25 protein-coding genes are annotated in these 26,609 nt (G+C 65.5%); 21 read left to right on the forward strand and 4 right to left on the reverse strand.

Features of this window, described 5'->3' with window-relative positions; all coding sequences use genetic code 11:
* Positions 1-342: 342 nt before the first annotated feature.
* Entirely contained in the window at positions 343-900 is a 558-nt protein-coding gene (locus tag ACSQ3S_RS13670) for a hypothetical protein (RefSeq protein ID WP_436142695.1), read from the forward strand.
* Positions 901-944: 44 nt separating this feature from the next.
* On the opposite strand, the gene ACSQ3S_RS13675 is transcribed toward ACSQ3S_RS13670, so the two are convergent.
* Positions 945-2,240, reverse strand: coding sequence for a porin (locus ACSQ3S_RS13675; protein WP_436142696.1), 1,296 nt, complete (start codon positions 2,238-2,240; stop codon positions 945-947).
* Between the two features lie 283 nt (positions 2,241-2,523).
* Here ACSQ3S_RS13675 and ACSQ3S_RS13680 point away from each other — a divergent pair, with 283 nt between their 5' ends.
* The 5 genes from ACSQ3S_RS13680 to ACSQ3S_RS13700 all read left to right on the forward strand — a co-directional run bounded on the left by ACSQ3S_RS13680 (position 2,524) and on the right by ACSQ3S_RS13700 (position 12,412).
* Complete coding sequence (locus tag ACSQ3S_RS13680) at positions 2,524-4,170, forward strand: SulP family inorganic anion transporter (RefSeq protein ID WP_436142697.1); 1,647 nt, start codon at positions 2,524-2,526, stop codon at positions 4,168-4,170.
* A gap of 211 nt (positions 4,171-4,381) precedes the next feature.
* Positions 4,382-6,880, forward strand: coding sequence for an ATP-binding protein (locus tag ACSQ3S_RS13685; RefSeq protein WP_436142698.1), 2,499 nt, complete (start codon positions 4,382-4,384; stop codon positions 6,878-6,880).
* Between the two features lie 54 nt (positions 6,881-6,934).
* Positions 6,935-9,127 carry a two-component system response regulator gene (locus tag ACSQ3S_RS13690; RefSeq protein ID WP_436142699.1) on the forward strand — a complete coding sequence of 731 codons (2,193 nt, stop codon included), beginning with the start codon at positions 6,935-6,937 and terminating at the stop codon, positions 9,125-9,127.
* Between the two features lie 23 nt (positions 9,128-9,150).
* The gene (locus tag ACSQ3S_RS13695) at positions 9,151-10,932 is read left to right on the forward strand and encodes a DUF885 domain-containing protein (RefSeq protein ID WP_353404969.1); all 1,782 of its coding nucleotides are present in this window, start codon (positions 9,151-9,153) and stop codon (positions 10,930-10,932) included.
* A gap of 103 nt (positions 10,933-11,035) precedes the next feature.
* A complete protein-coding gene (locus ACSQ3S_RS13700; protein WP_436142700.1) occupies positions 11,036-12,412 on the forward strand; it encodes a DUF945 family protein in 1,377 nt (458 codons plus the stop codon).
* A 3-nt stretch (positions 12,413-12,415) separates the two neighbouring features.
* On the opposite strand, the gene ACSQ3S_RS13705 is transcribed toward ACSQ3S_RS13700, so the two are convergent.
* Together ACSQ3S_RS13705 and ACSQ3S_RS13710 are read right to left on the reverse strand one after the other, a co-directional pair.
* A complete protein-coding gene (locus tag ACSQ3S_RS13705; protein ID WP_436142701.1) occupies positions 12,416-13,312 on the reverse strand; it encodes an NAD-dependent epimerase/dehydratase family protein in 897 nt (298 codons plus the stop codon).
* Positions 13,313-13,429: 117 nt separating this feature from the next.
* Positions 13,430-14,152 carry a PEP-CTERM sorting domain-containing protein gene (locus ACSQ3S_RS13710; RefSeq protein WP_176650129.1) on the reverse strand — a complete coding sequence of 241 codons (723 nt, stop codon included), beginning with the start codon at positions 14,150-14,152 and terminating at the stop codon, positions 13,430-13,432.
* Positions 14,153-14,282: 130 nt separating this feature from the next.
* Here ACSQ3S_RS13710 and ACSQ3S_RS13715 point away from each other — a divergent pair, with 130 nt between their 5' ends.
* From ACSQ3S_RS13715 to ACSQ3S_RS13765, 11 genes are all read left to right on the forward strand, one after another.
* Positions 14,283-14,729 (forward strand): SRPBCC family protein, encoded by a 447-nt coding sequence (locus ACSQ3S_RS13715; protein ID WP_436142702.1) that lies wholly within the window; start codon positions 14,283-14,285, stop codon positions 14,727-14,729.
* Complete coding sequence (locus ACSQ3S_RS13720; RefSeq protein ID WP_176650131.1) at positions 14,716-15,054, forward strand: ArsR/SmtB family transcription factor; 339 nt, start codon at positions 14,716-14,718, stop codon at positions 15,052-15,054. Before ACSQ3S_RS13715 ends, ACSQ3S_RS13720 begins: the two co-directional genes overlap by 14 nt.
* Positions 15,055-15,166: 112 nt before the next feature.
* Complete coding sequence (locus tag ACSQ3S_RS13725; protein WP_436142703.1) at positions 15,167-16,024, forward strand: urease accessory protein UreD; 858 nt, start codon at positions 15,167-15,169, stop codon at positions 16,022-16,024.
* A 16-nt stretch (positions 16,025-16,040) separates the two neighbouring features.
* Complete coding sequence (locus ACSQ3S_RS13730; RefSeq protein ID WP_176650133.1) at positions 16,041-16,343, forward strand: urease subunit gamma; 303 nt, start codon at positions 16,041-16,043, stop codon at positions 16,341-16,343.
* A 14-nt stretch (positions 16,344-16,357) separates the two neighbouring features.
* Positions 16,358-16,888 carry a GNAT family N-acetyltransferase gene (locus ACSQ3S_RS13735; RefSeq protein ID WP_176650134.1) on the forward strand — a complete coding sequence of 177 codons (531 nt, stop codon included), beginning with the start codon at positions 16,358-16,360 and terminating at the stop codon, positions 16,886-16,888.
* Positions 16,885-17,211, forward strand: a complete 327-nt coding sequence (locus ACSQ3S_RS13740) for an urease subunit beta (RefSeq protein WP_176650135.1) — start codon at positions 16,885-16,887, stop codon at positions 17,209-17,211. The genes ACSQ3S_RS13735 and ACSQ3S_RS13740 overlap by 4 nt, the downstream gene beginning before the upstream one ends.
* 14 nt (positions 17,212-17,225) lie before the next feature.
* Positions 17,226-18,926, forward strand: coding sequence for an urease subunit alpha (gene ureC / locus ACSQ3S_RS13745; protein WP_176650136.1), 1,701 nt, complete (start codon positions 17,226-17,228; stop codon positions 18,924-18,926).
* Between the two features lie 6 nt (positions 18,927-18,932).
* Positions 18,933-19,436: an urease accessory protein UreE gene (gene ureE, locus ACSQ3S_RS13750; protein ID WP_176650137.1), complete on the forward strand. Its 504-nt coding sequence runs from the start codon at positions 18,933-18,935 to the stop codon at positions 19,434-19,436.
* Entirely contained in the window at positions 19,436-20,116 is a 681-nt protein-coding gene (locus ACSQ3S_RS13755) for an urease accessory protein UreF (protein WP_176650138.1), read from the forward strand. Before ureE ends, ACSQ3S_RS13755 begins: the two co-directional genes overlap by 1 nt.
* A 13-nt stretch (positions 20,117-20,129) precedes the next feature.
* Complete coding sequence (ureG, locus tag ACSQ3S_RS13760) at positions 20,130-20,771, forward strand: urease accessory protein UreG (RefSeq protein WP_353404981.1); 642 nt, start codon at positions 20,130-20,132, stop codon at positions 20,769-20,771.
* The gene (locus ACSQ3S_RS13765) at positions 20,768-21,325 is read left to right on the forward strand and encodes a HupE/UreJ family protein (RefSeq protein ID WP_436142704.1); all 558 of its coding nucleotides are present in this window, start codon (positions 20,768-20,770) and stop codon (positions 21,323-21,325) included. The genes ureG and ACSQ3S_RS13765 overlap by 4 nt, the downstream gene beginning before the upstream one ends.
* Here the strand turns inward: ACSQ3S_RS13765 and ACSQ3S_RS13770 are convergent, their stop codons facing one another.
* Positions 21,326-21,958, reverse strand: a complete 633-nt coding sequence (locus tag ACSQ3S_RS13770) for a 1-acyl-sn-glycerol-3-phosphate acyltransferase (protein WP_436142705.1) — start codon at positions 21,956-21,958, stop codon at positions 21,326-21,328.
* A 217-nt stretch (positions 21,959-22,175) separates the two neighbouring features.
* Here ACSQ3S_RS13770 and ACSQ3S_RS13775 point away from each other — a divergent pair, with 217 nt between their 5' ends.
* From ACSQ3S_RS13775 to ACSQ3S_RS13790, 4 genes are all read left to right on the forward strand, one after another.
* Positions 22,176-23,525, forward strand: coding sequence for a sigma-54 dependent transcriptional regulator (locus ACSQ3S_RS13775; protein ID WP_413449007.1), 1,350 nt, complete (start codon positions 22,176-22,178; stop codon positions 23,523-23,525).
* Positions 23,526-23,764: 239 nt separating this feature from the next.
* Positions 23,765-25,483, forward strand: coding sequence for a hypothetical protein (locus ACSQ3S_RS13780; protein ID WP_436142706.1), 1,719 nt, complete (start codon positions 23,765-23,767; stop codon positions 25,481-25,483).
* Between the two features lie 65 nt (positions 25,484-25,548).
* Complete coding sequence (locus tag ACSQ3S_RS13785; protein ID WP_436142707.1) at positions 25,549-25,929, forward strand: hypothetical protein; 381 nt, start codon at positions 25,549-25,551, stop codon at positions 25,927-25,929.
* Positions 25,926-26,609 (forward strand): C39 family peptidase, encoded by a 684-nt coding sequence (locus ACSQ3S_RS13790; RefSeq protein ID WP_436142708.1) that lies wholly within the window; start codon positions 25,926-25,928, stop codon positions 26,607-26,609. The genes ACSQ3S_RS13785 and ACSQ3S_RS13790 overlap by 4 nt, the downstream gene beginning before the upstream one ends.

The following is a 26,609-nucleotide window of genomic DNA, read 5'->3' on the forward strand; positions in this document are numbered from 1 at the left end:
AGATGCTCGGTTGCTAGTCCATACGCACAAAGTTTCTTCGGTCTAACTTAGCCTCAAGTGCGGGAATCTCTGAACGCGTCAGCTGGTGGTCACGGTCAAAGACTTTCGTTGCAAGTGGCGTAGGAATGCCATAGAGTGAGGCCGTTCTGAGACCTGCCGCGGCGCCGAAAGCTGCCCTGGTCAAAAGTGCGATAGATATTTTCTCCGCAGTAGCATAGTCAAATCGTCGCGTCATCGCGACAGAGTGCAGGAAAGTTCAATTTGATGGCGCCACATTTGGGGCGGCTATGGAGACTGCATCAGCTGGAGGCTGGCATCCCGTAGCCATACAAGGAACATCACATGCGTGCCTGGCTTCATGCGCTGGTCCTGTTGTCAGTCGTGCTGGTGTTTGGCACGTCGTTCGCATTGCTGAGTACGGTCATTGGCATTACGTCGCCGTGGCTTGCATTACTTCTGATGTTCTACTTTCTCGGCATCGCTAAAATTGCCGAGCCGCTGTATGCACTGAGAATGCCTGGCGCGCTTTACCAGCTTCGCTCCTGGGAGCAGAAAGGCGACATCCTCCGCCGGCTTCGCGTTCCCGGCTTTGGCAGAATGCTGCGCCACACGCCGCTGCGCTACCTGAACGCCGGTGTATATCTTGCTCAGCAGCGTGGCGACGTCGTGAAGCTTCGCCGTCAGGTCGAGTCGTCGGAAGCCGCACATTTCTGGGCTGCTGCTCTGTTCACACCGTTTATCGCTGTGGTCGCGCTAAGCGAGAGGTGGGGCTTTCTGGCCTGCTTTTTCTTCGCTCAAGTGCTCGTCAATATCTACCCGATCCTGCACCTGCGCTACATCCGCTGGCGCCTGGACCGGACCACCCGCAGGGTTGCAGATCGTGAGGAAAAGGCCTGGTAACCGATGCCCCAGCTGCCCGCTACGCAGCTGGGGCCGCCGCCGCATCAGAAGCGATGGCGCATGCCGACCTGGATTCCTTTGCTGGCCTCGCCCGGTTTGGAGGTAAATCCGCCCGAGGCGCTGGCGGCGCCAATCGCATACTGGCCATCGCCCTGATTCCTGATGTAGGCCGCCACCATGTACAAATCGGTGCGCTTGGACAGGTTGTGGTCGTAGCCCAAGGCGAACTGGGTGGCGTCGCTGCCGGAAGCAGTCCTGTCGTGCTGGCGCGCCACCGAAGCCATGACGCGCCCGGCGCCCGTCTGGTAGTGGAAGCCGACCTGAGTGCTGGCGGCGTTCAGGTAGAAGGTGCGTGCGAGCGTGCTGTGCAGTTGGCCCGCCAGCACCGGGCCGAGGGCCGGGCCGAAGGCGGCGAAGGTCGGGGCCAGGGCGGCATCGGCGTACAGGATGATCACCGAGTTGTCGTTGCGCTGTTGATGGTAGCCGGCGAACAGTTTCCAGTTGCCGATCTTGTAGGAGCCGCCCAGGGTGGTGGTGATCAGGCCGCGATTGCCAAGTTGATCGCTGCCATGGTTGTAACCGAGGCCGACATCCACACCGTTCGCCTTATAGAACAGGTTGGCGCCCCAGGAGCGTTTGTCCATGCCGATATAGCCCGAGTTCTCGGTGCCGTACATCAGCGCGGCACTGATGCCCTTCGGCGATTGCACACGGTATTGTATTGATTTGTCGGAACGGATCGCCACGCCCGCGGTCAGCAAGCCGCCGGTGCCGCCGACGATGCCGCCCCAGCCACCGGCTGTGCCGGTTTCGAACACGTCGGCGTTGGCCAGCACTTCATAGTCGGGTGTGTATATCCGTCCGAGCAGGATGGCGCCGGCCGGCGTCACCAGGCCCACCATCGACGTGCGGTCGAAAATGGCGCCGTTGAGGTTGACGTTGATCGCGGGCTGCAGCGCGCCTTGCACGCCAGCCAGCAGTTTGGCCGCGGTGGCGGCGCCTCCTGCGGCGGCCGGCACGGTGAAGTTCAAGCCTTTGATCAGGGCGTAACCTTGGTTGCTGGACAAATTGCCCGCCTGATTGCTGCCATTGTCGAGCTGGACGCGCATCTCCAGGTTGAAGACGGCCTTATAGCCGTCGCCCATGTCTTCCGCACCCTTGAAGCCCAGGCGGGAACCGTCGGCGATGCCGCTGACCAGTTTGGTCCGGGCGTCGTTGCCGCCATTATTCACGTACATCAAACCGGCGTCGGCTATCCCGTAGATCACCACGGATGACTGGGCCAGGGCAGGGGCGGCGCAACATGCCGCGATCATGCCGGCGAGTAATTTTGTTTTCATATGTCTCCAGTAGTGTTTATTTTTGTTTTCGATTTTTAAGATCGAACGTTCGTGCTATTTAGAACGTTTCCTCAATATGCCAGCGCTGTCGCCACTTGTACAGAACGCCACGCGTGGCGGGAAATTTGGGGTTGTGAAAAAGACACAAGCGCGGTTTGCTATCGTGACGGCACTTGGGCTTATGCAATTTTCGTATATGTAAGAATAAAAAACGTCTAAGGGCTGGGCCGCCCCGTGCCCGATGACGTAGACTGGCGATATTTCTAGTACTCTGGACGAACAAATGCTGCAATGGTTGAAGCACTACCGGCGCGCCCAGCTGCCTGGCGATATCAGCGCCGGGCTGGTGGTGGCGATGATGATGATCCCGCAGGGCATGGCGTACGCACTGGTGGCGGGACTGCCGCCGGTGGTCGGCATCTACGCCAGCATCTTGCCGCCCATCGTCTACGCGCTGTTCGGCAGCAGCATGACCCAGTCGGTCGGCCCGATGGCCATCGTTTCGCTGATGACGGCCGCCGTCATCGGCCCGCTGGCGCCGGCCGGATCGGCGCTGGCTTCGGTGCTGGCGGCGCAGCTGGCGCTGGTGTCCGGCGCGGTGCTGCTGCTGTGCGGCTTGCTGCGCATGGGCTTCCTGGCCAATTTCTTTTCCCGTCCCGTGATGAGCGGCTTTACCGTCGGTTCGGCCATCGTCATCGCCTTCGATCAGCTGCACATCCTGCTGGGTGGCGACCCGCCGCATATCCACCTGCCCAGTGCGGCGCTGGGCGTCGGCTCGCTGCTGTTGCTGGTGCTGGCCCGGCAGTATCTGACCGGCCTGCTGAAGCGCTGCGGCGTGCCGGCGACGGTGGCCGATATCGGCGCCAAGCTGGCGCCGATGGTGGTGGTGCTGGGCGCCATCGTGCTGATGGCCGCCACCGGCCTGCCCGAGATGGGCGTGCGCACCACCGGCGCAGTGCCGGCCGGACTGCCACATCTGAACCTGGCCACGTCCAGCGCGCATTGGAAGGCGCTCGTGCAGCCGGGCCTGCTGATCGGTTTCATCGTGTTCCTGATGTCGATGTCGGCGGCGCAGTCGCTGGCGCTCAAGCGCAACGAGAAACTGGTCAGCAACCATGAGCTGATCGGCCTGGGCGCGGCCAATGTGGCCAGCGCACTGTCGGGCGGCTTTCCGGTGACGGGCAGTCTGTCGCGCTCCGCCGTCAATTTCGCCGCCGGCGCCAACACGCCGCTGGCCAGTCTGGTCACGGCCGCGCTGTTGGCCTGTGCGCTGCTGGCGCCGACCGGCTGGCTGGCGCTGCTGCCGTTGCCGACCCTGGCCGCGACCATCATCGTCGCCGTGCTGGGCATGCTGGAGCTGGATATCCTGCGCACCGCCTGGCGCTACGACCGCGGCGACGCGCTGGCCTGGGGCGCTACCTGCCTTGGCGTTCTGGCGCTGGGCGTGGAGGCGGGTGTGGTGATCGGCGTGGCGCTGTCGATGGGCACCTTGATCTGGCGCGCCAGCCGGCCGCACATCGCGGTGCTGGGCCGCATCGCCGGCAGCGAGCATTTCCGCAATATCGAGCGCTATCCGGCCGAAACCCAGCCGGAACTGCTGATGCTGCGCATCGACGCCAACCTGTTCTTCGGCAACGTCGAAGCGGTCTCCGAGCGCATCGAGTCCGAACTGGCCACCCATCCGAGCGCGCGCCACCTGGTGCTGGTGATGACGGCGGTCAGCTCGATCGATACCACCGCGCTGTTCGCGCTGTCGGAATTGAACGATCGCATGAAACGGCGCAATATCGGCCTGCACCTGGCCGAAGTGAAGGGGCCGGTATTGGACCGCTTGCGTCAAAGCACGCTGCTGCAGCAACTCAACGGCCAGCTGTTTTTAAGCACCGCGATGGCCTTCGACCATTTGCATCCTGCCAAGGATGTTGCTTGATCGTGCAAAATATTGCCAATCCTGAAATTAAATCCTTTTGGGCAATAAAATCCATGGACTTCCGGTCGGTTTGAACCTATGATTTAAGTCGCAGCCACGCAGACTAACCCCAAAGAATGGTTTTCCGATGTTGGACCGACTCGCTCGCCGTGCAGGCAGAGTTTCTATTGCCGTATTTGTCAGCGTCACACTGACCGCAGTCGTCACGCTGGTGCTGACCACGTTCGCGCTGTATTTCTACCAGGTCGAGCGCGCCCAGCGCTGGGAGCAGCTGCACAAGACGCTGGCCAACAGCGCCGACGAGCTGGCTTCCGCCGTCGCGCTGCCAGCCTGGAATTTCGACGAAACCCAGATCGTCACCATCATGAAGAGCGGCTTGAGCAACCGCGACCTGTATGCCAGCGCGGTGGCGCCGGCCGCCAGCCGCCAACCCTTCATCCTGACCCGTAACGACAAGGCGCAGCTGGTCGCCGCTGCCCGCGTGCCGGAAAGTCCGGAGTTGCTGTCGGAGACGCGCGCCATCGTCGCCGGCGGCCAGAACATCGGCACCATCACCGTGTACGCCTCGCCGGCGGTGCTGATCGAGCAGTTGCGCCAGCGCCTGTACACCATCGCCGGCATGATCTTCGTGCTGGACGTGACGCTGGTGCTCAGCCTTTACCTGCTGCTGTGGCAGCTGATCCTGAAGCCGCTGACCACCATCGAGCGCTACGCCGCCAACGTCAAGGCCGGCCACAGCACGGTCGCGCTGCCGTCCAGCGACTGGTTCTTCGGCGAGCTGAAAACCCTGAGCGCCTCGATCCGCGACATGGTCGGCCTGATGGACAGCCGCTACGTCGCCATGCACGCCAGCGAGGAGCGGCTGCAGATCGCCTCCAGCGCGGCGGCGATCGGCATCTGGGACTGGAACATCGTCACCGGCGAGGTGGTGTGGGACGAGCAGATGTACCGGCTGCACGGCATCGAGGGCCGCAAGGTCGAGCAGCCGCTTGAGCTGTGGCGCCAGCTGATGCATCCGGACGACGCCATTCCGACCGAGGCCCTGCTGCGCCAGGCGCTGGACGGCACGGCCGAATTCGACGTCGAGTTCCGCGTGGTCTGGGCCGACGGCTCGGTGCATCACATCAAGGCCGACGCCATGATCTTCCGCGACGCCGAGGGCCATCCGGCGCGCATGGTCGGCGTCAACTACGACGTCACCGCCAGCCGCGTGGCCGAGCAGGAGCTGCGCCGCCACCGCATCCACCTGGAGGACCTGGTGGCCGAACGCACCAACGCGCTGTCGGTGGCGGTGCGCCAGGCGCAGGCCGCCAACCAGGCCAAGAGCATCTTCCTGGCCAATATGAGCCACGAGTTGCGCACGCCGCTCAATTCGGTCATCGGCTTCTCGCGCCTGATGGCCGACTCGAAGAACATGCTGCCGGAGGAGAAGCGCAACCTGGCCATCATCCACCGCTCCGGCCAGCACCTGCTCACACTGATCAACGACATCCTGGAGCTGTCCAAGATCGAGGCCGGGCGCGCCGTGCTGCAAACGGAAGTGCTCAGCCTGGACGACATGCTGCAGGAAGTGATGGACATGGTCAGCATGCGCGCCGGCCAGACCGGCGTCGAGCTGGAACTGGACAGCGCCGGGCTGCCGGCCGGCGCCCGCGTCGACGGCACCAAGCTGCGCCAGGTACTGCTTAACCTGATGTCGAACGCGGTCAAGTTCACCGGCCAGGGCAAGGTCACGCTGCGGGTGCGCGGCATCATGCGCAATGTACCGAACGGCGCCCAGTGCCAGGTGGCGTTCGCCGTCATCGACAACGGCCCCGGCATCTCGCTGGAGGACCAGGCGCGCATCTTCGAGCCGTTCATCCAGGCCGAGGGGCCGGGCGCGAACGAGGGCACGGGACTGGGCCTGACCATCTCGCGCGAGTTCGTGCAGCTGATGGGCGGCGACCTGTCGGTGCAATCGACGGTGGGCGCCGGCGCCACCTTCCAGTTCACCATCGCGGTGCAGGTGGCCGACAGCGCGCTGGCCGCCGGCGAGGACGACGAGCAGGTGACGGCGCTGGCGCCGCCGCAGCGCGGCCGCCGCATCCTGGTGGCCGACGACAACGCGGACGGCGCGGCGCTGCTGGACAGCCTGCTCAAGCCGCTGGGCTTCGAGGTGGCCACGGTCGGCGACGGCGCCCAGGCGCTGGCGATGATCGACGTCTGGCAGCCGGACCTGGTGTTCATGGACTGGCGCATGCCGACCATGGACGGCCTGTCCGCCACCCGCCAGATCCGCGCCAACGCCACCGGGCCGCAACCGCGCATCGTGGTGCTGACGGCGTCGGCCTTTGCCGAGGAACGCGAGGAAGCGCTGAACGCCGGCGCCGATGAATTCATGCGCAAGCCGGTGGAGCAGGAGCAGCTGTACGTGGTGCTGGAACAGCAGCTGGGGCTGCAGTTCGTGCGCCGCCATCAGAGTTCGCGCCAGAACCTGCCGCAGCCGCTGTCCGGCGCCGACCTGGCGCGGCTGGCGCCGGAGTTGCGCCAGGAGCTGAAAACCGCGCTGCAGGAACTGAACCTGAGCCGCGTGGCGCTGCTGCTGGAACCCCTGCCGGACGAACTGGCGGGCGTGGTCGAACGCTTCGAGCACATGATACGGCTGCACCAGTATCCGCAGCTGTGCGCGCTGCTGGATGAGGCGGGAAACGAACTGGAGGCGCAAGCCTGACAGGTATATGATAATGGCACTGATACGGCGAGAGAGCTTTTAATGCACCGGGATTTGTCGGACCAACACACCAAGGGCGAAGTGCTGATCGTGGAGGACACGCCGGCCTCGCTCAAACTGCTGAGCGACCTGCTGACCGAAGCGGGCTACTACGTGCGCCAGGCGCCCAACGGCGAGCTGGCCCTGTGGACGGCGCAATCGCGCCCGCCGGAGTTGATCCTGCTCGACATCCGCATGCCCGGCATCGACGGCTTCGAGGTGTGCCGGCGCCTGAAAGCGTCGCCGGAGCTGAGCCAGGTGCCGGTGATCTTCCTGTCGGCGCAGCACGACACCGACGACAAGGTGCGCGGCTTTGCGCTGGGCGCGGTCGATTTCATCGCCAAGCCGTTCCAGGCCGAGGAAATCCTGGCCCGCACCGACGCCCACGTCAAGCTGGGCCGCGCCCAGCAGGCGCTGGCCGCCGAACGCGCCTCGCTCGAACAGCGCGTGGCCGAGCGCACCACCGAGTTGGAAGCGCTGACCCGGTCGCTGGAAAAGGAAATCGAACAGCGCCGCGCCAACGAAGAGTTCCTGCGCCTGGCCAGCCAGGTGTTCGAGGCCACGCAGGACGCCATCGTGGTCACCGATCGCGAGGCGCGCATCGTCGCCACCAATCCGGCCTTCACGCAGATTTCCGGCTACAGCGCCGAGGAAGTGGTGGGGCAGAGCGTGGCCCTGCTGCACGCCGGCGATCCGGACGCCAAGTCCTTCGAGCTGATGGTGCGGTCCATGATCAAGACCGGCCACTGGTCCGGCGAGATCCTGGCGCGCCGCAAGAACGGCGACATCTATCCTGGCCTGCTGAGCGCCTCGGTGGTCAAGGACGACGAAGGCCACGTGACCAATCACGTGGCCGTGTTCATGGACATCACCGAGCGCAAGGCGGAGCAGCACCTGATCGACTTCCTGTCCAACCACGACGCGCTGACCGGCCTGCCGAATCGCCTGCTCGCGCGCCAGCGCTTCGACCAGACGCTGGCCGCCGCCCGCCGCGAAAACCGCTGCGTGGCCGTCATGTGCCTGGACCTGGACCGCTTCAAGAGCATCAACGACTCCTACGGTCACGACGTCGGCGACAAGGCGCTGCAGGTGGTGTCGCGGTTCCTCAGCGACACCGTGCGCGAGGGCGACACCGTGACCCGCCAGGGCGGCGACGAATTCCAGATCATCGTCGCCGACGACGCCCAGCTGGGCGCGACCATGGCGCTGGCGCAGAAGATCCTGGCCGGCCTGCGCAAGGAACTGGTGATCGACGGCCAGCAGATCACCGTCACCTCCAGCATCGGCATCGCCGTCAGCCTGACCGACGGCGACAGCTTCGATGAACTGGTGCGCAACGGCGACACGGCGCTGTTCCGCGCCAAGGAGATCGGCCGCGACAACTACGCCTTCTTCACCGAGCGCATGGACGCGGAGATCCGCGACAAGCTGGCGATCCAGGGCCAGCTGCGCGGCGCCATCGCGCGCGACGAATTCGAGGTGCACTACCAGCCGCAGATGTGCCTCAAGACCGGCAACATGGTCGGCGCCGAGGCGCTGCTGCGCTGGGATAACGCGGTGCTGGGCAAGGTGCCGCCGAACCGCTTCATTCCGCTGGCCGAGGAATATGGCCTGGTCAATTCGATCGGCGAATGGGTGCTGGAGACGGTGTGCGCGCAGATCAAGGTGTGGCATGACCAGGGTCTGGGCGACATCAAGGTGGCCGTCAACCTGGCGGCGGGCCAGTTCGCCAACGACGCCACCGTGCCGTACGTGGAAAGCACGCTGCGCAAGTTCGGCATCGCGCCCGGTTACCTGGGCCTGGAGATCACCGAAGGCACGGTGATGGGCGATCCGAACAAGGCGGTGGCGGCGCTGCGCCGGCTGAAGGACATCGGCGTCAACATTTCGCTGGACGACTTCGGTACCGGCTATTCGAGCCTGAGCTATTTGAAGCGCTTCCCGATCGACGTGCTGAAGATCGACAAATCGTTTGTCGACGACGTGACCACCAACGCCAACGATGCCGCGATCGCGCTGTCGGTCATCTCGCTGGCGCACAACCTGAACATGCGCGTGATCGCGGAGGGTGTCGAAACCCGCGAGCAGGTGCAGTTCCTGACCGAACGCGGTTGCGACGAAATGCAGGGCTATTATTTCAGCCGCCCGGTCAACGCCGAGGCATTTACCGCGCTGCTGCGCGAACACCGCAATCTGCTGGACATGTAATCAACCCATCCCCCTGGAGTTTTATGGACAAGAAGTTCAGTGCCGCCATCGCCGGCGCATGCATGCTGTTAGCCTTGGGCGCCGCGGATGCGGCATCAGCCGCGCCAGCCGCCGTCAAACCCGGCGCTGCCGACGCCCGCTTCAAGGCCATCTACACCCAGGAGTGGAAGTGGCGCATCAGCCAGAAGCAGGAAGAGGACGAGGACGACGACAACGGCGTATCGCCCTCGCTGCCGCGCATCGACGTCGCGACGCAAAAGCAGCGCCTGGCCTACTGGCAGGGCGTGATGAAGAAACTGGACGGCATCCCGCAGGACAAGCTGTCGGCGCCGGAGCGCATCAACTATCAAGTCTACAAGGCGCAGATCGCCGCGTTGATCGCAGGCCAGGAATTCCGCGAATACGAAAAGCCGCTGAACGCCGATTCGGCCTTCTGGTCCAACATGGCGTCCGGCGCGCGCAAGCCGCTGACTACTGAAAAGCAGTATCGCGACTTCCTCAAGCAGCTGGACGATGTGCCGCGCTACTTCAGCGAGGAGATCGACAACATGCGCGCTGGCCTGGCGCGCGGCTTCACGCCACCGAAGATCACGCTGGTCGGCCGCGATGGCTCGATCACGTCGGTGACCGATGCGAAAACGCCGCAGGACACCGTGTTCTACATGCCGTTCAAGACCATGCCGGCCACCATGCCGGCGGCGCAGCAGGAGGAGCTGCGCGCGGCGGCGGTGAAGGCGATCCAGGCGTCGGTGCTGCCGTCGTATAACAAGCTGCTGAAGTTCATGCGCGAAGAGTATGTGCCGAAAGCGCGCGAGGACCTGGCGGCCGAGAGCCTGCCGAACGGTAAGGCTTACTATCAGTCGAAGATCGTCGAGTTCACCACCACCACGATGAGCGCCGACGAGATCCACAAGATCGGCCTGAGCGAAATGGCCAAGATCCGCGCCGAGATGCAGGACGTGATCAAGCAAACCGGCTTCGAGGGCGAGCTGCCGGCCTTCCTGCAGTTCCTGCGTACCGATTCACGCTTCTACGCCAAGACGCCGGAAGAGCTGCTGATGCGCTCCGCCTGGGTCGCCAAGAAGTTCGACGGCAAGGTCGGCCAGTACTTCGGCTACCTGCCGCGCCGCCGCTTCGCCGTGATCCCGGTGCCGGACGACCAGGCGCCGTTCTACACCTCCGGCCGAGGCGGTCCCGGCGTCTACCTGGTCAACACCTACAACCTGCCGGCACGCGCGCTGTACTCGATGCCGGCGCTGACGTTGCACGAATCGGCGCCGGGCCATGCGTTCCAGATGCCGGTGGCGATGGAGCAGAAGGGCCGTCCGCCGTTCCGCAACGCCTATATTTCTGCCTACGGAGAAGGCTGGGCGCTCTACTGCGAGCGCCTCGGCGCCGAGATGGGCATGTACGAAACGCCGTACGAAACCTTCGGCATGCTGAGCTACCAGGCCTGGCGCGCTTCGCGCCTGGTGGTCGATACCGGCATCCACAGCAAGGGCTGGACCCGAAAGCAGGCGCAGGACTATTTGCACGACAACACCGCGCTGTCCGAGCATGAAATCGAGACGGAAGTGGACCGCTACATTTCCTGGCCGGGCCAGGCGCTGTCGTACTACCTGGGCGAGATGAGCATCATCAACGCGCGCAAGAAGGCCGAGGCGGCGCTGGGCGGCAAGTTCGATATCCGCGCCTTCCACGACACCGTGCTGCAACTGGGCTCGGTGCCGCTGCCGGTGCTGGAGGCGCGTATCGACCTGTTTATCGCGGAAGGCGGCAAGAGCCCCTATCCGAACCAGGACTAACATTACACGTAACGTAATGTAGTCGTGACAATGTGCGCATTTCAGGCGAAGTTGGGCAGGTACAATCGCGAACCTGTCGTCATCAACTTCCCTGAGTCGCACTTTGAAAAAAACCACCATCGCAGCAGCCATCGCCAGCGTCCTGCTGGCGCAGTCCAACGCTCAGGCCATCGAGCAGGCGCCGTCGCCGCAGCCGCACCCGCAAGCGGCAGCCAGGGCCGTGCCGCCGTCGCTGATCAAGTCCGCCACCATCGAGACCCTGGCCGCCGCCGCGAAGGAGATGCACGCGGCGACTGGCGGCCAGCAGGATGCCGGGAAAAAGCTGGACCTGTACACCAGGTTTGAATTCTCGCCCGAGCTGCGTCCCAAGCTGAAGGCCATCTTCGGCTCCGAACGTCCTTTCCCTATGCAGCGCACCGCCGGCGCCAAAGGCCAGGTCAATTACGCGGCGAAGCTGATGCCGCATACTTATCTGGAGGACGGCGGTACCGTCTTTACGTGGGCAGAGCTGAGTGCGAAGGTCTCCACCAACAAGGCGGGCAGCATGATGAACTCCAGCTCGACCTGGCCGTCGCTGTCGATCGCGGGTATGCAAAGCGGCGTGACGCTGCAGAACATGCGCTTTGACTTCAAGCAGTCGCGCGCAACCGACGGTGTGTGGTACGGCACGGCGGTGGCGACGATCGGCACCATGTCGGTGCGTGCCACAGCGCCGGGTACGCATGAGGCCAAGGACGTGTTCCGCATCGACGATATGCAGGCCAGGTCGGAAGTGCTCCGGCGCGGCAAGAAGGCGGAAGTGGTGTATGGCTGGTCGAGCAAGGCCATCACGGCCGGCGGCGAGAAGATCGACCGCGCGAATATCGGCGTACGGCTGGTGAACCTGCCGGCGCAGGCGATGGCTGACCTGGATAGTGAACTGCGCAATGAGCAGGTCAGCGGCCTGGCGCCGGCCGCCCAACGTCAAGTGATGATGCGCACGCTGACGCACTTCGGCAAGGACCTGGTCATCAGCGGCGCCGCAGTGGTGATCGACGACATCAGCGCCGGCTATCGTGGCAACACGGCTTCGATCAAGGGCCGCATCGATTTCGACAAGATGGTGGATGCCGACTTCAGCGCGCCGCTGGAATTCGGCAAGAAGATCATTGCGCGGCTGGACGTGCGCTTGCCGGTGGCCTTGGTGAACGACGTGTCGCACCTGGTGGCCGCCAAGCAGGTGAACGCCTCGGCGCCGGATGCCGCCCAGCAGATCGATGCAGCTGCCAAGAACATGGCCGCTGTGGTGATCGGCAAACTGGTCAACGAAGGCTTTGCTGTGATGGACAAGGGCGAACTGCGTTCTGCCATCGAGGTCAAAAACGGCAAGATCACCTTTAACGGCAAGATCGTTCCGCTGCCGGGCATGCCGAACGGCGAACTGGTACAGGTCTTCGGCCGTGCGCCGGCACCGCAGCCAGTGCCGGTGCCTGCCCAGTAAATCCTAGTGACGCAGCATGTCCTTGGCGATCCAGTCCAGCACTGGCGGCCGATGCGGCTGCCAACCCAGTTGCGTGCGCGCGCGTTGGCCGCGCACGCGGCTGTTGGAGCCGAGGCCGTAGGAGGCCATCTCGTAGCCCCATTCTTCCTTGGCCTGTTCCAGCGGCCAGTCCTGCGGCTCGCCCAGGTTCAGCGCGCGGGCGATGGCGGCGGTCATGTCGCGGAACGACGCTTCGCCGCTCTCGACGAAATAGAAAACACCCGCTTCGGTTTTCTCCAAGGCCAGCAGGTACAGGTCGACCACGTCGTCGATGTGGACGTTGGACCAGATATTCAAACCCCGCCCGACATGCCGTACGACGCCGCTCTTGCGCGCCTGCTTGAGCAGGCGAGGCAGCTGCACGCTGTCGCGCGGCAGCGCGCCGTGGCCGTAGATCAGCGTGTTGCACAGCACCGCCGAACGCACGCCCTTGCCGGCGGCGGCCAGCACCAGGTCGTCGATGGCGACGCGGGCTGCCTTGTCCGGCGTTGGAGCGGGCAACCGGTCTTCGAAATAGATCTTGTCGGTGCCTTCGCCGCCGGAGGCGTCGCCGACGATGCTGGAACCGCTGGTGTGCAGGAAGACTTTGCCGGAACCTGCCAGCGCCTCGATAATCGCCTCGACGGCGGCGCGGTTGTCGCTGCTGGCGGCGTTGATGACGGCGTCGGCCGCCTGGGCCTGGGCGATCAGCAGGTCGCGGTCGTTCAGCGTGCCGACCACGCCGGTCACGCCTATCTTTGCCAGTTCATCCAATTGTTCCGGCTTGCGCACCAGGCCAGTGACCTGATGGCCGGCGCCGGCCAGCCGTGCCGCGATCGAGCCGCCGATAAATCCCGCGGCTCCGGTGACGAATATTTTCATGACATGCTCACTTATTCAAATCGATAAGCGAACAGTATGGGGTGGGGCGCCGCGCACACCAAGATGGCGCGGCGCAAAGTACTTTTGAGTCCCCGGCAAGGATGCAGGGAATCTCGGTCAGGCCTTGCGCTGCTTGCGCTTGGCGACCACGCCCAACAACGCCAGGCCGCCCAGCAGCATGGCATAGGCATCCGCTTCCGGCACCGGCGCGGCGGCGATGGCAAACGACAGGTTGTCGGCATAGCCGTCGTTGTACGAGCCGGCATTGCGGGTCATGTCCAGTGCGATGCCGACGCTCAGCGTGCCGACCGGGATGTAGCCTTGCGTGTCGCGCGCGAGCAGGCCGGTGTGGTTGCCACGGTCGGCGGCGGAAACGCCGGCCAGGCTGGCGCTCGACAGCACCGCGCCGCCCGCGCCGAAGAAGGTGGCGGTCAGCGAGGCGTTGTCGTTTTGCGATTCATAACCGCCCAGCCATGCCGACAGGTCGTAGCGCGATGCGCCGGTGTTGATGGCCGCGCTCAGGGACGACAGGTCGATGGTTTGCGTGGCGCGGGAGGCGCCGTTGCTCTCGCCGCCGGCAAAGAAGTTCAGGCCGCGATCGGCGGGACCCGGATCGGCTGCGAACGGGAAGCCGCCGCTGGCGCCGTAGGTGACTGCGGTGAAGTTCGAGGTGGTCGACCAGCCCGGAACGGCAACCAGGCCGCCGTTGCTGGAACCGGCGCCGGCTTCCGCGTTGCCGTTGACGATCAGGTTGGCGCCGAAACCGCTGGCCTGCGCGGCAGGAGCCAGCGCCAGGGTCAGGGAGGCGGCCAGCACCGCTGCGAATGGGGAAAATCTCATGGCTATCCTTATTTGATATTGTAATTAATTAAACATGTTTATTTTACAATTAAACTGAGGCAAAAGTAAATGCAATCAAATGGTTGCCCAATTTGCGGTGAACGGCTAATATGCAACCAGGAGGTGGCATATGAAAAACGAAATCGAAAAGCAGATCGATGTGAAGGCGCTGTTGTCCCGCGTGTGGCGCGCGCTGACCGACTACCGCGAGTTTGGCCAGTGGTTCCAGGTCAGGCTGGACGGGCCGTTCGTGCCGGGCCAGGCGTGCGCCGGGGCGATGACTTACCCGGGCTTCGAAGGCAAGCCGTTCACGGTGATGGTGAAGGAGATACAGCCGGAGCGCTTGTTCTCCTATACCTGGCATCCGTACGCCCTCGACCCGGACCGCGATTACGACGCGGAACCGCAGACGCTGGTGGTGTTCACGCTGCAGGAGATCGCAGGCGGCACACGTCTGACGGTCAACGAATCCGGCTTCGACAGCCTGCCTGCCGACCGTCGCGAGGAAGCGTTCAGCATGAACGAAGGGGGCTGGGAAGCGCAACTGCAAAACGTGGCGCGTCATGTTGCGCAGTAAAGGCAACCGCGATCAGCAGCACGCGCCGGTGTTTTTCGCGCTGGGCGACGAAACCCGGCTTTGGCTGGTCGGCCGGCTGGCCGACGGTTCGTCGCACAGCATCTCCGAGCTGACCGAAGGTTCGACGCTGACGCGCCAGGCCATCACCAAGCATCTGCACGTGCTGGAGGGGGCAGGGCTGGTACGCAGCATCCGCATCGGCCGCGAAAGCCGCTACGAATTCGCGCATGAGCCGATCGCGGACATGCAAGCCTTCCTGGCGCAGGTGTCGGCGCGCTGGGACGTGCGCCTGGCACGGTTGAAAGCGCTGGTCGAAGGCGACTAGCAAAGAGTCTTGCACCGCAATGGTGCAAGACGTTCGCTTTGGTGCGAAAAAAAGTCCTTACGGCGCTGCCGCGCCGGAATTCAGCTGGCATGACGATTGCATTAAGTGAGTCATGCCCGATACCACCGCATCCAGAGAACTCGCCGCCGGCCACAGCGCCTGGCAGGCCAGCCTCACCCTCGGATTCGCGGACGACGCAGGCACCACGCGGCTGTTCGACAATCTTCACCACGGCCCGCTGCGCGTGCAGAAGGCGCTGTATCCGGAGGACGCCAAGGTCTGCCACGCGATCGTCGTCCATCCGCCGGGCGGCGTGGTCGGCGGCGACCAGCTGGCGATCGATATCGGCGTCGGTCCGCAGGCGCATGCCTTCATCACCACACCCGGTGCCGCCAAGTGGTACAAGGCCAACGGCAAGGTGTCGCGGCAGACGGTAAGTCTCAACGTGGGCACCGGCGCCGCACTCGAATGGCTGCCGCAAGAGACGATCTTTTTTGATACCGCTAACGTGGCGCTGGAGCAGGACATCGCGCTGGCCGCAGGCGCCACCTACATCGGCTGCGAGATCCTTTGCATGGGCCGGCGCGGTTCGGGCGAAACCTTCAGCATCGGCACCGTCACCCAGCGCAGCAGCATCCGCCGCGACGGCAAATTGATCTGGTGGGAGCAGGGCGCGATGCGCGGCGGACGTCTGGAGAGCCCGCTGGCGCTGAACGGCAAGACCGTCTGCGCCACGCTGATCGCCGCCGGCAAGCCGGTGCCGGCCGCCGTGCTGGCCGAGATCCGTTCGGATATAGCCGCCGACGGCGAACACGTTTTCGGCGTCACGCAAACCAAGGGCGTGCTGGTCGCGCGCCACCTGGGCGACGACAGCGAAACCGCGCGCCGCCTGATGCTCACCGTCTGGCGCCGTTTGCGCCCGCACCTGCTCGATCGCGAGGCCGTCACGCCGCGCATCTGGCAAACCTGAAACCCTTAGAGAACATATGGACCTGACACCAAGAGAAAAAGACAAGCTGCTGATTTTCACCGCCGGCATCGTGGCGGAGCGCCGCCTCGCGCGCGGCTTGAAGCTGAACTATCCGGAAGCGGTGGCGCTGATCACCTGCGCCATCATGGAAGGCGCGCGCGACGGCAAGACCGTGGCCCAGCTGATGTCCGACGGCACCCGCATCCTGACCCGCAACGACGTCATGGAAGGCATCCCGGAGATGATCCCGGACATCCAGGTCGAAGCCACTTTCCCGGACGGCAGCAAGCTGGTGACCGTGCACAACCCGATTCCATAGATTCCATAGCGCGTATGAAGATATTCCAACCGAACCTGGAGCAGTTTGACGCGGCCCGCGCCGATCTGGTGGCGCTGCTGCTGGACGCGGTGGCGCATGGCTCGTCGCTCGGCTTCCTGGCATCGCTGACGCCGACAGAAGCCAGTTCCTACTGGTGCGAGGTGCGCGCGGCAATGCAGACCGACGCGCGCCTGCTGTGGTTTGCGGAACGCGAAGGCCGTGTCGTCGGCACGGTGCAGATGGAGTTGTGCCAGAAGCGCAACGGCGTCAATCGCGCCGAGGTGCAGAAGCTGCTGGTGCACAGCGGCGCGCAGCGCCAGGGCATAGCGCGCCGGTTGATGCAGGAAGTGGAAGAGGTGGCGCGCTCGTTGCAACGCGGCCTGCTGTACCTGGACACCGAAGCCGGCTCGCCGGCGGAACCGTTTTACCTGGCTTGCGGCTTTACCTACGCCGCCGGCCTCCCCGAGTACGCCTGCAGCCCATCCGGCGAATGGCGTTCAAATGCAATCTACTACAAGACATTGTTTTTAAGGAGCTCACTATGATACCCGGTGAATATCTGCTCGAAGAGGGCGAGATCGGCCTGAATGAGGGCCGCGCCACTGCGACCGTCGTGGTGACCAACCAGGGCGACCGGCCGGTGCAGGTCGGCTCGCATTTTCATTTTTTCGAAGTCAACACTGAGCTCAAGTTCGAGCGCTGGAAAGCCTACGGCATGCGCTTGAATATCGCGGCCGGCACCGCCGTCCGCTTCGAGCCGGGCCAGCAGCGCACCGTCGAACTGGTGAAGCTGGGCGGCGAGCAGAAGGTGTATGGTTTCAACGGCAAAGTAATGGGCAAGCTGGACCCCAATCCACCAAAAAGCTAATAACAAAGGCTGATATGGCTACAATCTCGCGCCGCGCCTACTCGGAAATGTTCGGTCCCACGAAAGGGGACCGCATCCGCCTGGCTGACACCGAACTGTTTATCGAAATCGAAAAAGACTACGCCACCTATGGCGAGGAAGTGAAATTTGGCGGCGGCAAAGTGATCCGCGACGGCATGGGCCAGTCGCAGCGCGTGGCCGCCGACGTGATGGACACGGTGATCACCAACGCGGTGATCGTCGACCATTGGGGCATCGTCAAGGCCGACATCGGCCTGAAGAACGGCCTGATCGCCGGCATCGGCAAGGCCGGCAATCCGGACATCCAGCCGGATGTGACGATGGCCATTGGCGGCGCCACCGAGATCATCGCCGGCGAAGGCATGATCGTCACCGCCGGCGGCGTCGACACGCACATCCACTTCATCTGCCCGCAGCAGATCGAAGAAGCGCTGATGAGCGGCGTGACCACCATGATAGGCGGCGGCACCGGTCCGTCGGCCGGCACCTCGGCCACCACCTGCACGCCGGGCCCGTGGCACCTGCACTCGATGCTGGGCGCGGCCGACGCGTTCCCGATGAACCTGGGTTTTCTCGGCAAGGGCAACGTCTCGCTGCCGGAGCCGCTGGAGGAGCAGGTGCGCGCCGGCGCCATCGGCCTCAAGCTGCACGAGGACTGGGGCAGCACGCCGGCCGCCATCGACAACTGCCTGTCCGTGGCGGACCGGATGGACGTGCAGGTCGCCATCCACAGCGACACGCTCAATGAGGGCGGCTACCTGGCCGACACGCTGGCCGCGTTCAAGGACCGCACCATCCACACCTTCCACACCGAGGGCGCGGGCGGCGGCCATGCGCCGGACATCATCGCGGCTGTGGGCGAGGGCAACGTGCTGCCGTCGTCGACCAATCCCACGCGGCCGTTCACCGTCAACACGCTGGACGAGCACCTGGACATGCTGATGGTCTGCCACCACCTCGATGCGGCCATCGCCGAGGACGTGGCCTTCGCCGAATCGCGCATCCGCCGCGAGACCATCGCGGCCGAGGACATCCTGCACGACATCGGCGCGATCTCGATGATGTCGTCCGATTCGCAGGCCATGGGCCGCGTCGGCGAAGTGGTGATGCGCACCTGGCAGACGGCGCACAAGATGAAGGTGCAGCGCGGTCCGCTGGCCGAGGATTCCTCGCGCAACGACAACTTCCGCGTCAAGCGCTACATCGCCAAGTACACGATCAATCCGGCCATCACGCACGGCATCTCGCACGTGGTGGGTTCGCTCGAAGTGGGCAAGATCGCCGACCTGGTGCTGTGGAAGCCTGCCTTCTTCGGCGTCAAGCCATCGACGATTTTAAAGGGCGGCATGATCGCCGCCGCGCAGATGGGCGACCCGAACGCCTCGATCCCGACGCCGCAGCCGGTGCATTACCGGATGATGTTCGGCGCCTTCGGCGGCGGCTTGAAGAAGTCGTTCACCTTTGTGTCGCAGGCGGCGTTCGATGCCGGCATCGGCGAACAGCTCAAGCTGAACAAGACGCTGATCGTGGCGAAGAATATGCGCGCGTTGCGCAAGTCCGACATGATCCACAACGGCCTGACGCCGAAGATGAGTGTCGATCCCGAAACCTATGAAGTGCGCGCCGACGGCGAGCTGCTGGTGTGCGAAGCGGCGGCGGTGCTGCCGATGGCGCAACGCTACTTCCTGTTCTAGAAAATCATGCTGACACTGCACACTAAAATCCCGAGCGCGGACGTGATTGCGGCCCAACTGGTGCTGCCCTACGAACTGCGCGAAAAATGCCGCCTGCGGGCGACGCTCGATACCGGCGAGGATGTCGCCGTGTTCACCGTGCGTGGCACCGTGCTGCGCGACGGCGACCTGCTGACCGGCGAGGACAAGCGCGTGGTCAAGGTCGTGGCGGCGCCGGAGCCGACCTACAAGATCACCTGCGCCGACGCGCACACCTTGCTGCGTTGCGCCTTCCATCTCGGTAACCGCCACACGCAGGCGCAGGTCGGCGACGGCTTCCTGCGCATCCGCGCTGACGCGGTGCTGAAGGAAATGCTGGCCGGGCTGGGCGCGACGGTGGTGGAGGAGAAGGCCGCCTTCGAGCCGGAGTCCGGCGCGTACGGCGGCGGACACTCGCATCATCACGACGGCAATCCGCTGGCGCCGATCCCGCTGCGCCAGAAGATCCACCGCCCGGGGGACGCAAAGTAATGCAGGCTTCCGCGCTCCTGAACCTGTTGCAGTTCGCCAGTCCGGCCTTGCCGATCGGCGCGTACAGCTATTCGCAGGGGCTGGAGGCGGCCTTGGAAAACGGCACCGTGCACAACGCCGACACCGCGCGCGCCTGGATCCTGCGCCATCTGCACGAGGTGGTGGCGCAGTGGGAAGCGCCGGTGTGCTGGCGTTTGATGCAGGCATACTCGCGGCGCGACTGGCGCGGCGCGGCCGAGTGGAGCGAACGTTTCATCGCCTCGCGCGACAGCGCCGAGTTCCGCGCCGAGACCATCCAGATGGGCTACTCGCTGACCAAACTGGTGGCCGAACTGGGCTTCGTCGACGCCGAGATGCTGGCGCATCTGCAGGGCGAAGCGGAAGTGGCGCTGCCGACCGCCTTTGCCTGCGCCGTCGCCGCGCTGGACATCCCGCACGACGCCGCCTTGCTGGCGATGCTGTTCGCGTGGGCCGAGAACCAGGTGCTGGTCTGCGTCAAATCGGTCCCGCTGGGGCAGGTGGCGGGCCAGCGCATTTTGCTGTCGCTGCGGGCAGACATCGAAGCCGCCGCCCGCCACGCCCAAACCGTCGCCGACGACGACATGTGCAACTGGGCGCCCGGCCTGTCGCTGCTGTCGATGCAGCACGAAGTGCAGTACAGCCGTTTATACCGATCCTGAAGAGAGAACAACTATGACAACCTCCAATCCACTGCGCGTCGGCATCGGCGGCCCGGTCGGCTCCGGCAAGACCGCCTTGTGCGAGATGCTGTGCAAGGGCATGCGCGACCATTTCGACATGGCCGTCATCACCAACGACATCTACACCAAGGAAGACATGGAGATCCTGCTGCGCGCCGACGCGCTGCCGGCCGAGCGCCTGATGGGCGTGGAGACCGGCGGCTGTCCGCACACGGCGATCCGCGAAGACGCGTCGATCAACCTGGAAGCCATCGCCCGCATGCAGGCCGACTTCCCCAACCTGGACCTGATCCTGGTCGAATCCGGCGGCGACAACCTGGCAGCCACCTTCAGCCCTGAGCTGTCCGACCTGACGATCTACGTGATCGACGTCGCCGGCGGCGAGAAGATACCGCGCAAGGGCGGTCCCGGCATCACCCGTTCCGATCTGCTGATCATCAACAAGACCGACCTGGCGCCGCACGTCGGCGCCGATCTCGACGTGATGGCGCGCGACGCCAGACAGCAGCGCGGTTCGCGTCCGTTCGTGTTCACCAATCTGCGCAGCGGCGACGGCGTGACCGCCGTCATCGACTTCATCCGCGAACAAGGCCTGCTCGGTCAGGTTCCACACTTTGCACAGGAGATGCTATGAAGAACAAACACCTCGCGGCGACCGCCGTTCTGATGCTGGCCAGCGCCGCCGCGGCGGCCCACCCGCAAGCGGGCGGCGCCCACACGCACGGCTTCCTTGACGGCTTCGCGCATCCGTTCACCGGTCTCGATCACCTGCTGGCGATGCTGGCGGTGGGCGGGTGGAGCATCCGCCAGTCCAACGCCGCCTGGCTGCCGCCCACCTTCCTCGGCATGATGCTGCTCGGCGTCGCGACCGGCGCGGCGGGCCTGGCGATACCGGGCCTGGAAACCGGCGTCGCGCTGACGGTGGTGTTGATGGGATTGTTGATCGCGGTCGCCGCGCGGCTGCCGGCTGCGGTTGGGGCGGCGATGGTCGGCGCGTTCGCGCTCTTGCACGGCAACGCGCACGGCCACGAACTGCCGCAGGCGGCCAGCGCCGTCGGCATGCTGCTGGCCAGCGCGGCCTTGGTCTACGGCGGGAGATTGCTGGGCCGGGTCAGCCCGGCGCTGGCGCTGAAGGTCGGCGGAGCGATGATCGCGGCCACCGGCATGATGCTGGTGGCGGCCGCCTGACTATTTTTTTGCCGGCTCGTCGCGCGTTTCCGCGCGGCGTTCCTGCAGCATGATGGGCGCTTCGTTTTTTGGATACAGGCCGTGGTGGCCGGCATAGATGGCGCGGATCGCGGCCATGTCGGCCTCCTGGTCGCCTGTCAGGTGCAGATGGTCGATCAGGCCCAGCGTCTTGTTCGGGTAATCGAGATAGACCAGTGCCAGCGGTACCTTGGCTTCCAGCGCCAGGTGGTAGAAGCCGCTCTTCCAGCTGGGGCGGTAGCCGCGCGTGGCTTCCGGCGTGATCGCCAGCCAGTACCAGTCGGCCGCGTTCATGCGCTCGGCCTGCGAACGGATCATGCCGTTCGGCGCGCTGCGATCGACCGGCTCGCCGCCCAGCGAGCGGAACCAGCCGCCCAGCGGCGTCTTGAACAGCGAGTCCTTGGCCAGCCAGCGGAACGGCAGGTTCAGGCTCCACTTGCCGAACAGGCCGACCATGAAATCCCAGTTGGAGGTATGCGGATAAATCACGGCGATGCCGCGCGGGCCGGGCAGGGGACGGTACAACATGCGCCAGCCGAACAGGCCCAGCACGCGCAAGGCGGCGCGCTGGCCCCAATGCGGCAGATCCGCCGGTTTCAGTTGAAAATCGCTCATGTTCGCACCCCGTCTTTGTTTTAACTTATTTTCACTATTGACAGGCTGGCATATCCCTCGTCAAAAAAACCGCGCAGGCATTCTATATTGACGACGTAGTCGCGGCAAGCGACTTCTGGTTGATTATATTTGCAAGATTGAACTTTATTTATCTTTTCGCGGTCCAAGGGACATGACGAAAAAAACCATACTCTGCGTAGCAATCGGAATCCGCGCCATGCCAGAAGCTCTGGGCGCTGCAACAGAAGGATGGGAAGTAGTGAGGGCGACCACGTTGGCCGAGGCGCGGCGGCAGCTGAAGGCGCGGCCGCTGCCGGTAGGTCTGTTGCTGGTCGAAGCGCACGACCAGGCTGTGTGCGACACGGTGAGCGGATTCCTGCACGACCACTGGAATATGCACTGGGTGGCGGTACTGCACGCGCCGGCCCTGGAGTCGTCTGGCTGGCGCCAGCTGGTGCACGACCATTGCGCCGATTTCCACACCTGGCCGCTGGACGTGGTGCGGCTGCGCCACACGCTTGGACATGCGCATGGGCTGGCTGAGTTGCGCCAGCCGCCGTCGCGCGGCAGCGGCATCGGCATCATCAATGGCAGCGGCAATCACGAAAACAGCATGACCGGGCAAAGCGCCGCCATCACCCGCCTGCGGCGGCAGATCGTCAAGGTGGCGGCGGCCAGTGCGCCGGTGCTGATCTGGGGCGAGAGCGGCAGCGGCAAGGAGCTGGTGGCGCAGGCGGTGCACGCGCATTCGCGGCGCCGCACGGGCCCGTTCGTGCCCATCAATTGCGGCGCGATTCCGGCCTCGCTGATCCAGTCCGAATTGTTCGGCTACGAGCGGGGCGCCTTTACCGGCGCGGCGCGCGAGAAGCGCGGCCTGATCGAGACGGCCGAAGGCGGCTCCATCTTCCTCGACGAGATCGCCGACCTGCCGATGGAGCTGCAGGCCAACCTGCTGCGCTTCCTGCAGGAGAAGACCATCTACCGGCTGGGCTCGACCCACAGCATCGCGGTCGACGTGCGGGTCATCGCCGCCTCGCACGTCAACCTGTCGCAGGCGGTGGCGCGCGGTGCCTTCCGCGAGGATCTCTACTATCGTCTCAACGTGCTGGCGCTCGACGTGCCGCCGCTGCGCGAGCGCAAGGACGACCTGCTGCCGCTGGCCGAACACTTCTTCCATACCTTCTCCAGCGAGCGGGCGCCGCGCGTCAAAGGCTTCAGCGTCCGCGCCGCCCAGGCGATCCGCGACTACGACTGGCCCGGCAATGTGCGCGAGCTGATCAACCGCGTGCGGCGCGCGATGGTGATGGCGGAGGGCCGCCTGATCCTGCCGCAGGATCTCGGTCTCAGCGCGGAGCGCGCGGCGGTCTCGGCGGCGCAGCTGGACGATGCCCGCATCCGCGCCGAGCGCGACGCCATCGACGCCAGCCTGCAGCGGGCCGGACGCAACATCACGCTGGCCGCGCGCGACCTCGGCGTCTCGCGCATGACGCTGTACCGGCTGCTGGCCAAGCACGGCATTCCGGCGCCGTCGCGTGCCTGTTACACCAACGGCCCCCCGGCGAAATAGCGCGGCCGCTGTGACAGCGCTCCGGGTGCTGTCACACCCGCGTGACGAACAGCGCCTGCAAATCCGGGGCGCGCCTGCCGACGGCGTGCCCCTGTTGCGAATTATCTTTAGTTTTCAATGGCTTGCCGCGACCACGCGCGGGTGGCATCAAGCTTGCAAAAGGGGAGAGGCCGGGAGATCGGTCCCCTGGCATAACTATTCTTGATCAACCCGTACAACTTGTTAGGTAGGGAGCAGCTATGAAAAAAACTTTGATCAGCGCGGCCATTGCGCTGGCGTTTGGTATGAACGCAGCCTATGCGCAAACCACGACGCCACCGACAACGACCCAATCCGGCGCCGGAGCACACGCCAACGACTCATCGTCCGCGGTCCAAGACAGTAGTAACAAGAACAGTAACAACAACAGCACCGGCGGCGCCGCCGCCAACAATATCGGCGCGGCCGCGGCCAATAACGGCGGCACGGCCACCGCGACCCTGACCAACGCCTACAACACGTCGTCCGCCAATGCCAACAGCACGCTGACCGGCACCGTGACCGGCAATACGGTGCATGACATCGGCAACAACGCCACCAACAGCGCCGGCAGTGCGGGCGGCGCCGGCTACGGCGGCATCGGCGGCGCCGCGACGGGCGGCAGCGCGGCCTCGACCGGCGGCTACGGCGGCGACGCGGTCGGCGGCAGCGGTGCCGCAGGCGGCTTCGGCGGCGGTGCCGCCAGCGGCAGCGCCACCAGCGGCACGGCGACCGTCGGCGGCACCGCGGGCGGCTTTGGCGGTGCGGGTGGCGCAGCCACCGGCGCCACCACGGGCGCGGGCGGCAACGGCGGCGCGGGAGGCTTTGGCGGCGCCGGCGGCGGCGGCCAGGCAGCCACCGCCGGTAACGGCGGCTTCGGCGGTTCGACCGGTGCCGCGACCGGCGGCGCGGGCGGCAGCAATGGCGGTTCGACCGGCGGCGCCGGCGGCTTTACCGGCGCGGCCACCGGCAGCAACGGCGGCAACGGCGGCAATACCGGCAACGGCGGCGGCGCGGCCGGCGGCGGTGGCGGTGCGGGCGGCTTGGGCGGTGCGGGTGCGGCCGGCGGCGGCGCCGGCAGTGGATCGAGCTCGGCCAGCACCAGCGCGGCCGGCGGCGGCGCGGGCAGCGGCGCGGCGACGGCGTCGACCAGCAGCACCGTCCCGACCACCACGGGCGAGACACCGGCCACCCTGCCTAGCCATACGGCGACGGCCACTTCCGGTTCCGGTACCGGCGGCGCCGGCACCTCGGGCAATGGCACGGCCAGTACGGGGACTTCCACCGGCGGCGCGGGCGGCGCGGGTGCCGCAGGCGGCGCGGGCGGTGCAGGCGCGTCGGGCACCGGCGGCAGCAATACGGCAGGTAACGGCGCGGCCGGCGGCTCCGCCACCAGCGGCGCAGGCGGTGCGGGTGCCGGCGTCACGCAAACGGGCGGCGCGGGCGCGACAGCCACCACCGGCGCAGGCGGTGCCGGCGGCGCGGGCGGTGCGGCCACCAGCACCGGCGCGGCGGGCGGAGCCGGTGCGGCCGGCGGTAACGGTGCCAGCAGCGGTGCCGCCAGCAATACCGCAGGCAATGGCGCGGCCGGCGGCGCGGCCACCGGCGGCACGGCCAGCAACGGCGACACGACCAGCGGCAGTGCCACCGGCGGCGCCGGCGGCGCGGGCGGCGCGGGCGGCGGCAGCAACACCGCCGGTGCAGGCGGCGGCGGCGGTACCAACTCGGTCGGCGCAGCCACCGGCGGCGCTGGCGCGGGCGGTACCGGCGGTGCGGGCGGCGATGTGACCGTGAATGCGGGCACGTTCAATATGTCCAACACCATGAGCAATGTCGGCCAGTCGGCCGCGGGCATCATGGTCACGGCGCAGAACAGCGGCATCGCCTCGCTGGTGCAGCAGAGCGTCAACGTGCAGGCCAATCTGTCGGTCGGCAGATAAAAAGCTGCAAGCGGGATGCGCGCGCCTGGGGCGTGGCGCATCCCGTCATCGACAGGGGGTACGGTATGCAACTATTCAGTATGAGCTTGTGTGCGGCGCTGCTGGCGGCGCCGGCGATCGCTCCGATCGAGGAGCCGTCCGCGCGGCCTTTGCCGCCGCTGGTGCGGGACATCGTCATCACGGCGGCCGATCCCGTCGGGTTTGACGGCACGGCCGTGTCGGCCGACAGGCTGGCAGGCAAACGCGCCGGCACCGACACGGTGACCAGCGACATGCAGTTGAACGGCGCAGTCAGCGGCAATACGGCGGTTAATGTTTTCACCGGCGCCAATTCGATCAGTACCGGCTCGTTCAGCAACGCTTCCGGCCTGCCGGTGGCGATACAGAACTCCGGCGCCAATGTGCTGATCCAGAACGCCACCATCATCAACATCCAGATGCAATGAAAAAACTCGTCAGCGCCTTATTGGCTACCTCACTGGCCGCCGTGTGCGGCCAGGCTGGCGCGGTGGACTTGCCCGGCGTGACAGGCGGCAGCTATGCGCTGCATGTCACCAGCATGAAGGAAGCGCGCTTCCGTTCCACCGTGCGCCAGCAATTCGATTTCAGTTGCGGCTCGGCGGCGGTGGCAACGCTGCTGAGCTACCACTACGACACGCCGGTCAGCGAGCGCCAGGTGTTCGACGTCATGTACGCGCTCGGCGACCAGCAGAAAATCCGCCGCGAAGGCTTTTCGCTGCTGGACATGAAGCGCTACCTGGCGCAGCAGGGCTTTATCGCCGACGGTTACCAGCAGCCGCTGCAGAAGCTGGCCGAGGCCGGCTTCCCCGCCATCGTGCGGGTCGAGGAAAACGGCTACCGGCACTTCGTCGTCATCAAGGGCATGGACGATGGCCGCATCCTGCTGGGCGATCCGGCCGGCGGCACGCGCGCGATGACGCGCTCGGCCTTCGAAGCCATCTGGCAGGACCGGCTGCTGTTCGTCATTCACAACTGGCGCGGCCAGCCGCATTTCAACCAGGCGGCCGACTGGAGCGTCGCGCCGCGCGTGCCGCTGGGCGAGGCGATCAGCCGCGCCAGCCTGACCGACATCACGCTGCCGAAAAACGGCAACGGCAATTACTGA

This window comes from Duganella sp. LjRoot269, from assembly GCF_964254095.1.
Classification (GTDB): domain Bacteria; phylum Pseudomonadota; class Gammaproteobacteria; order Burkholderiales; family Burkholderiaceae_D; genus Rugamonas; species Rugamonas hordei.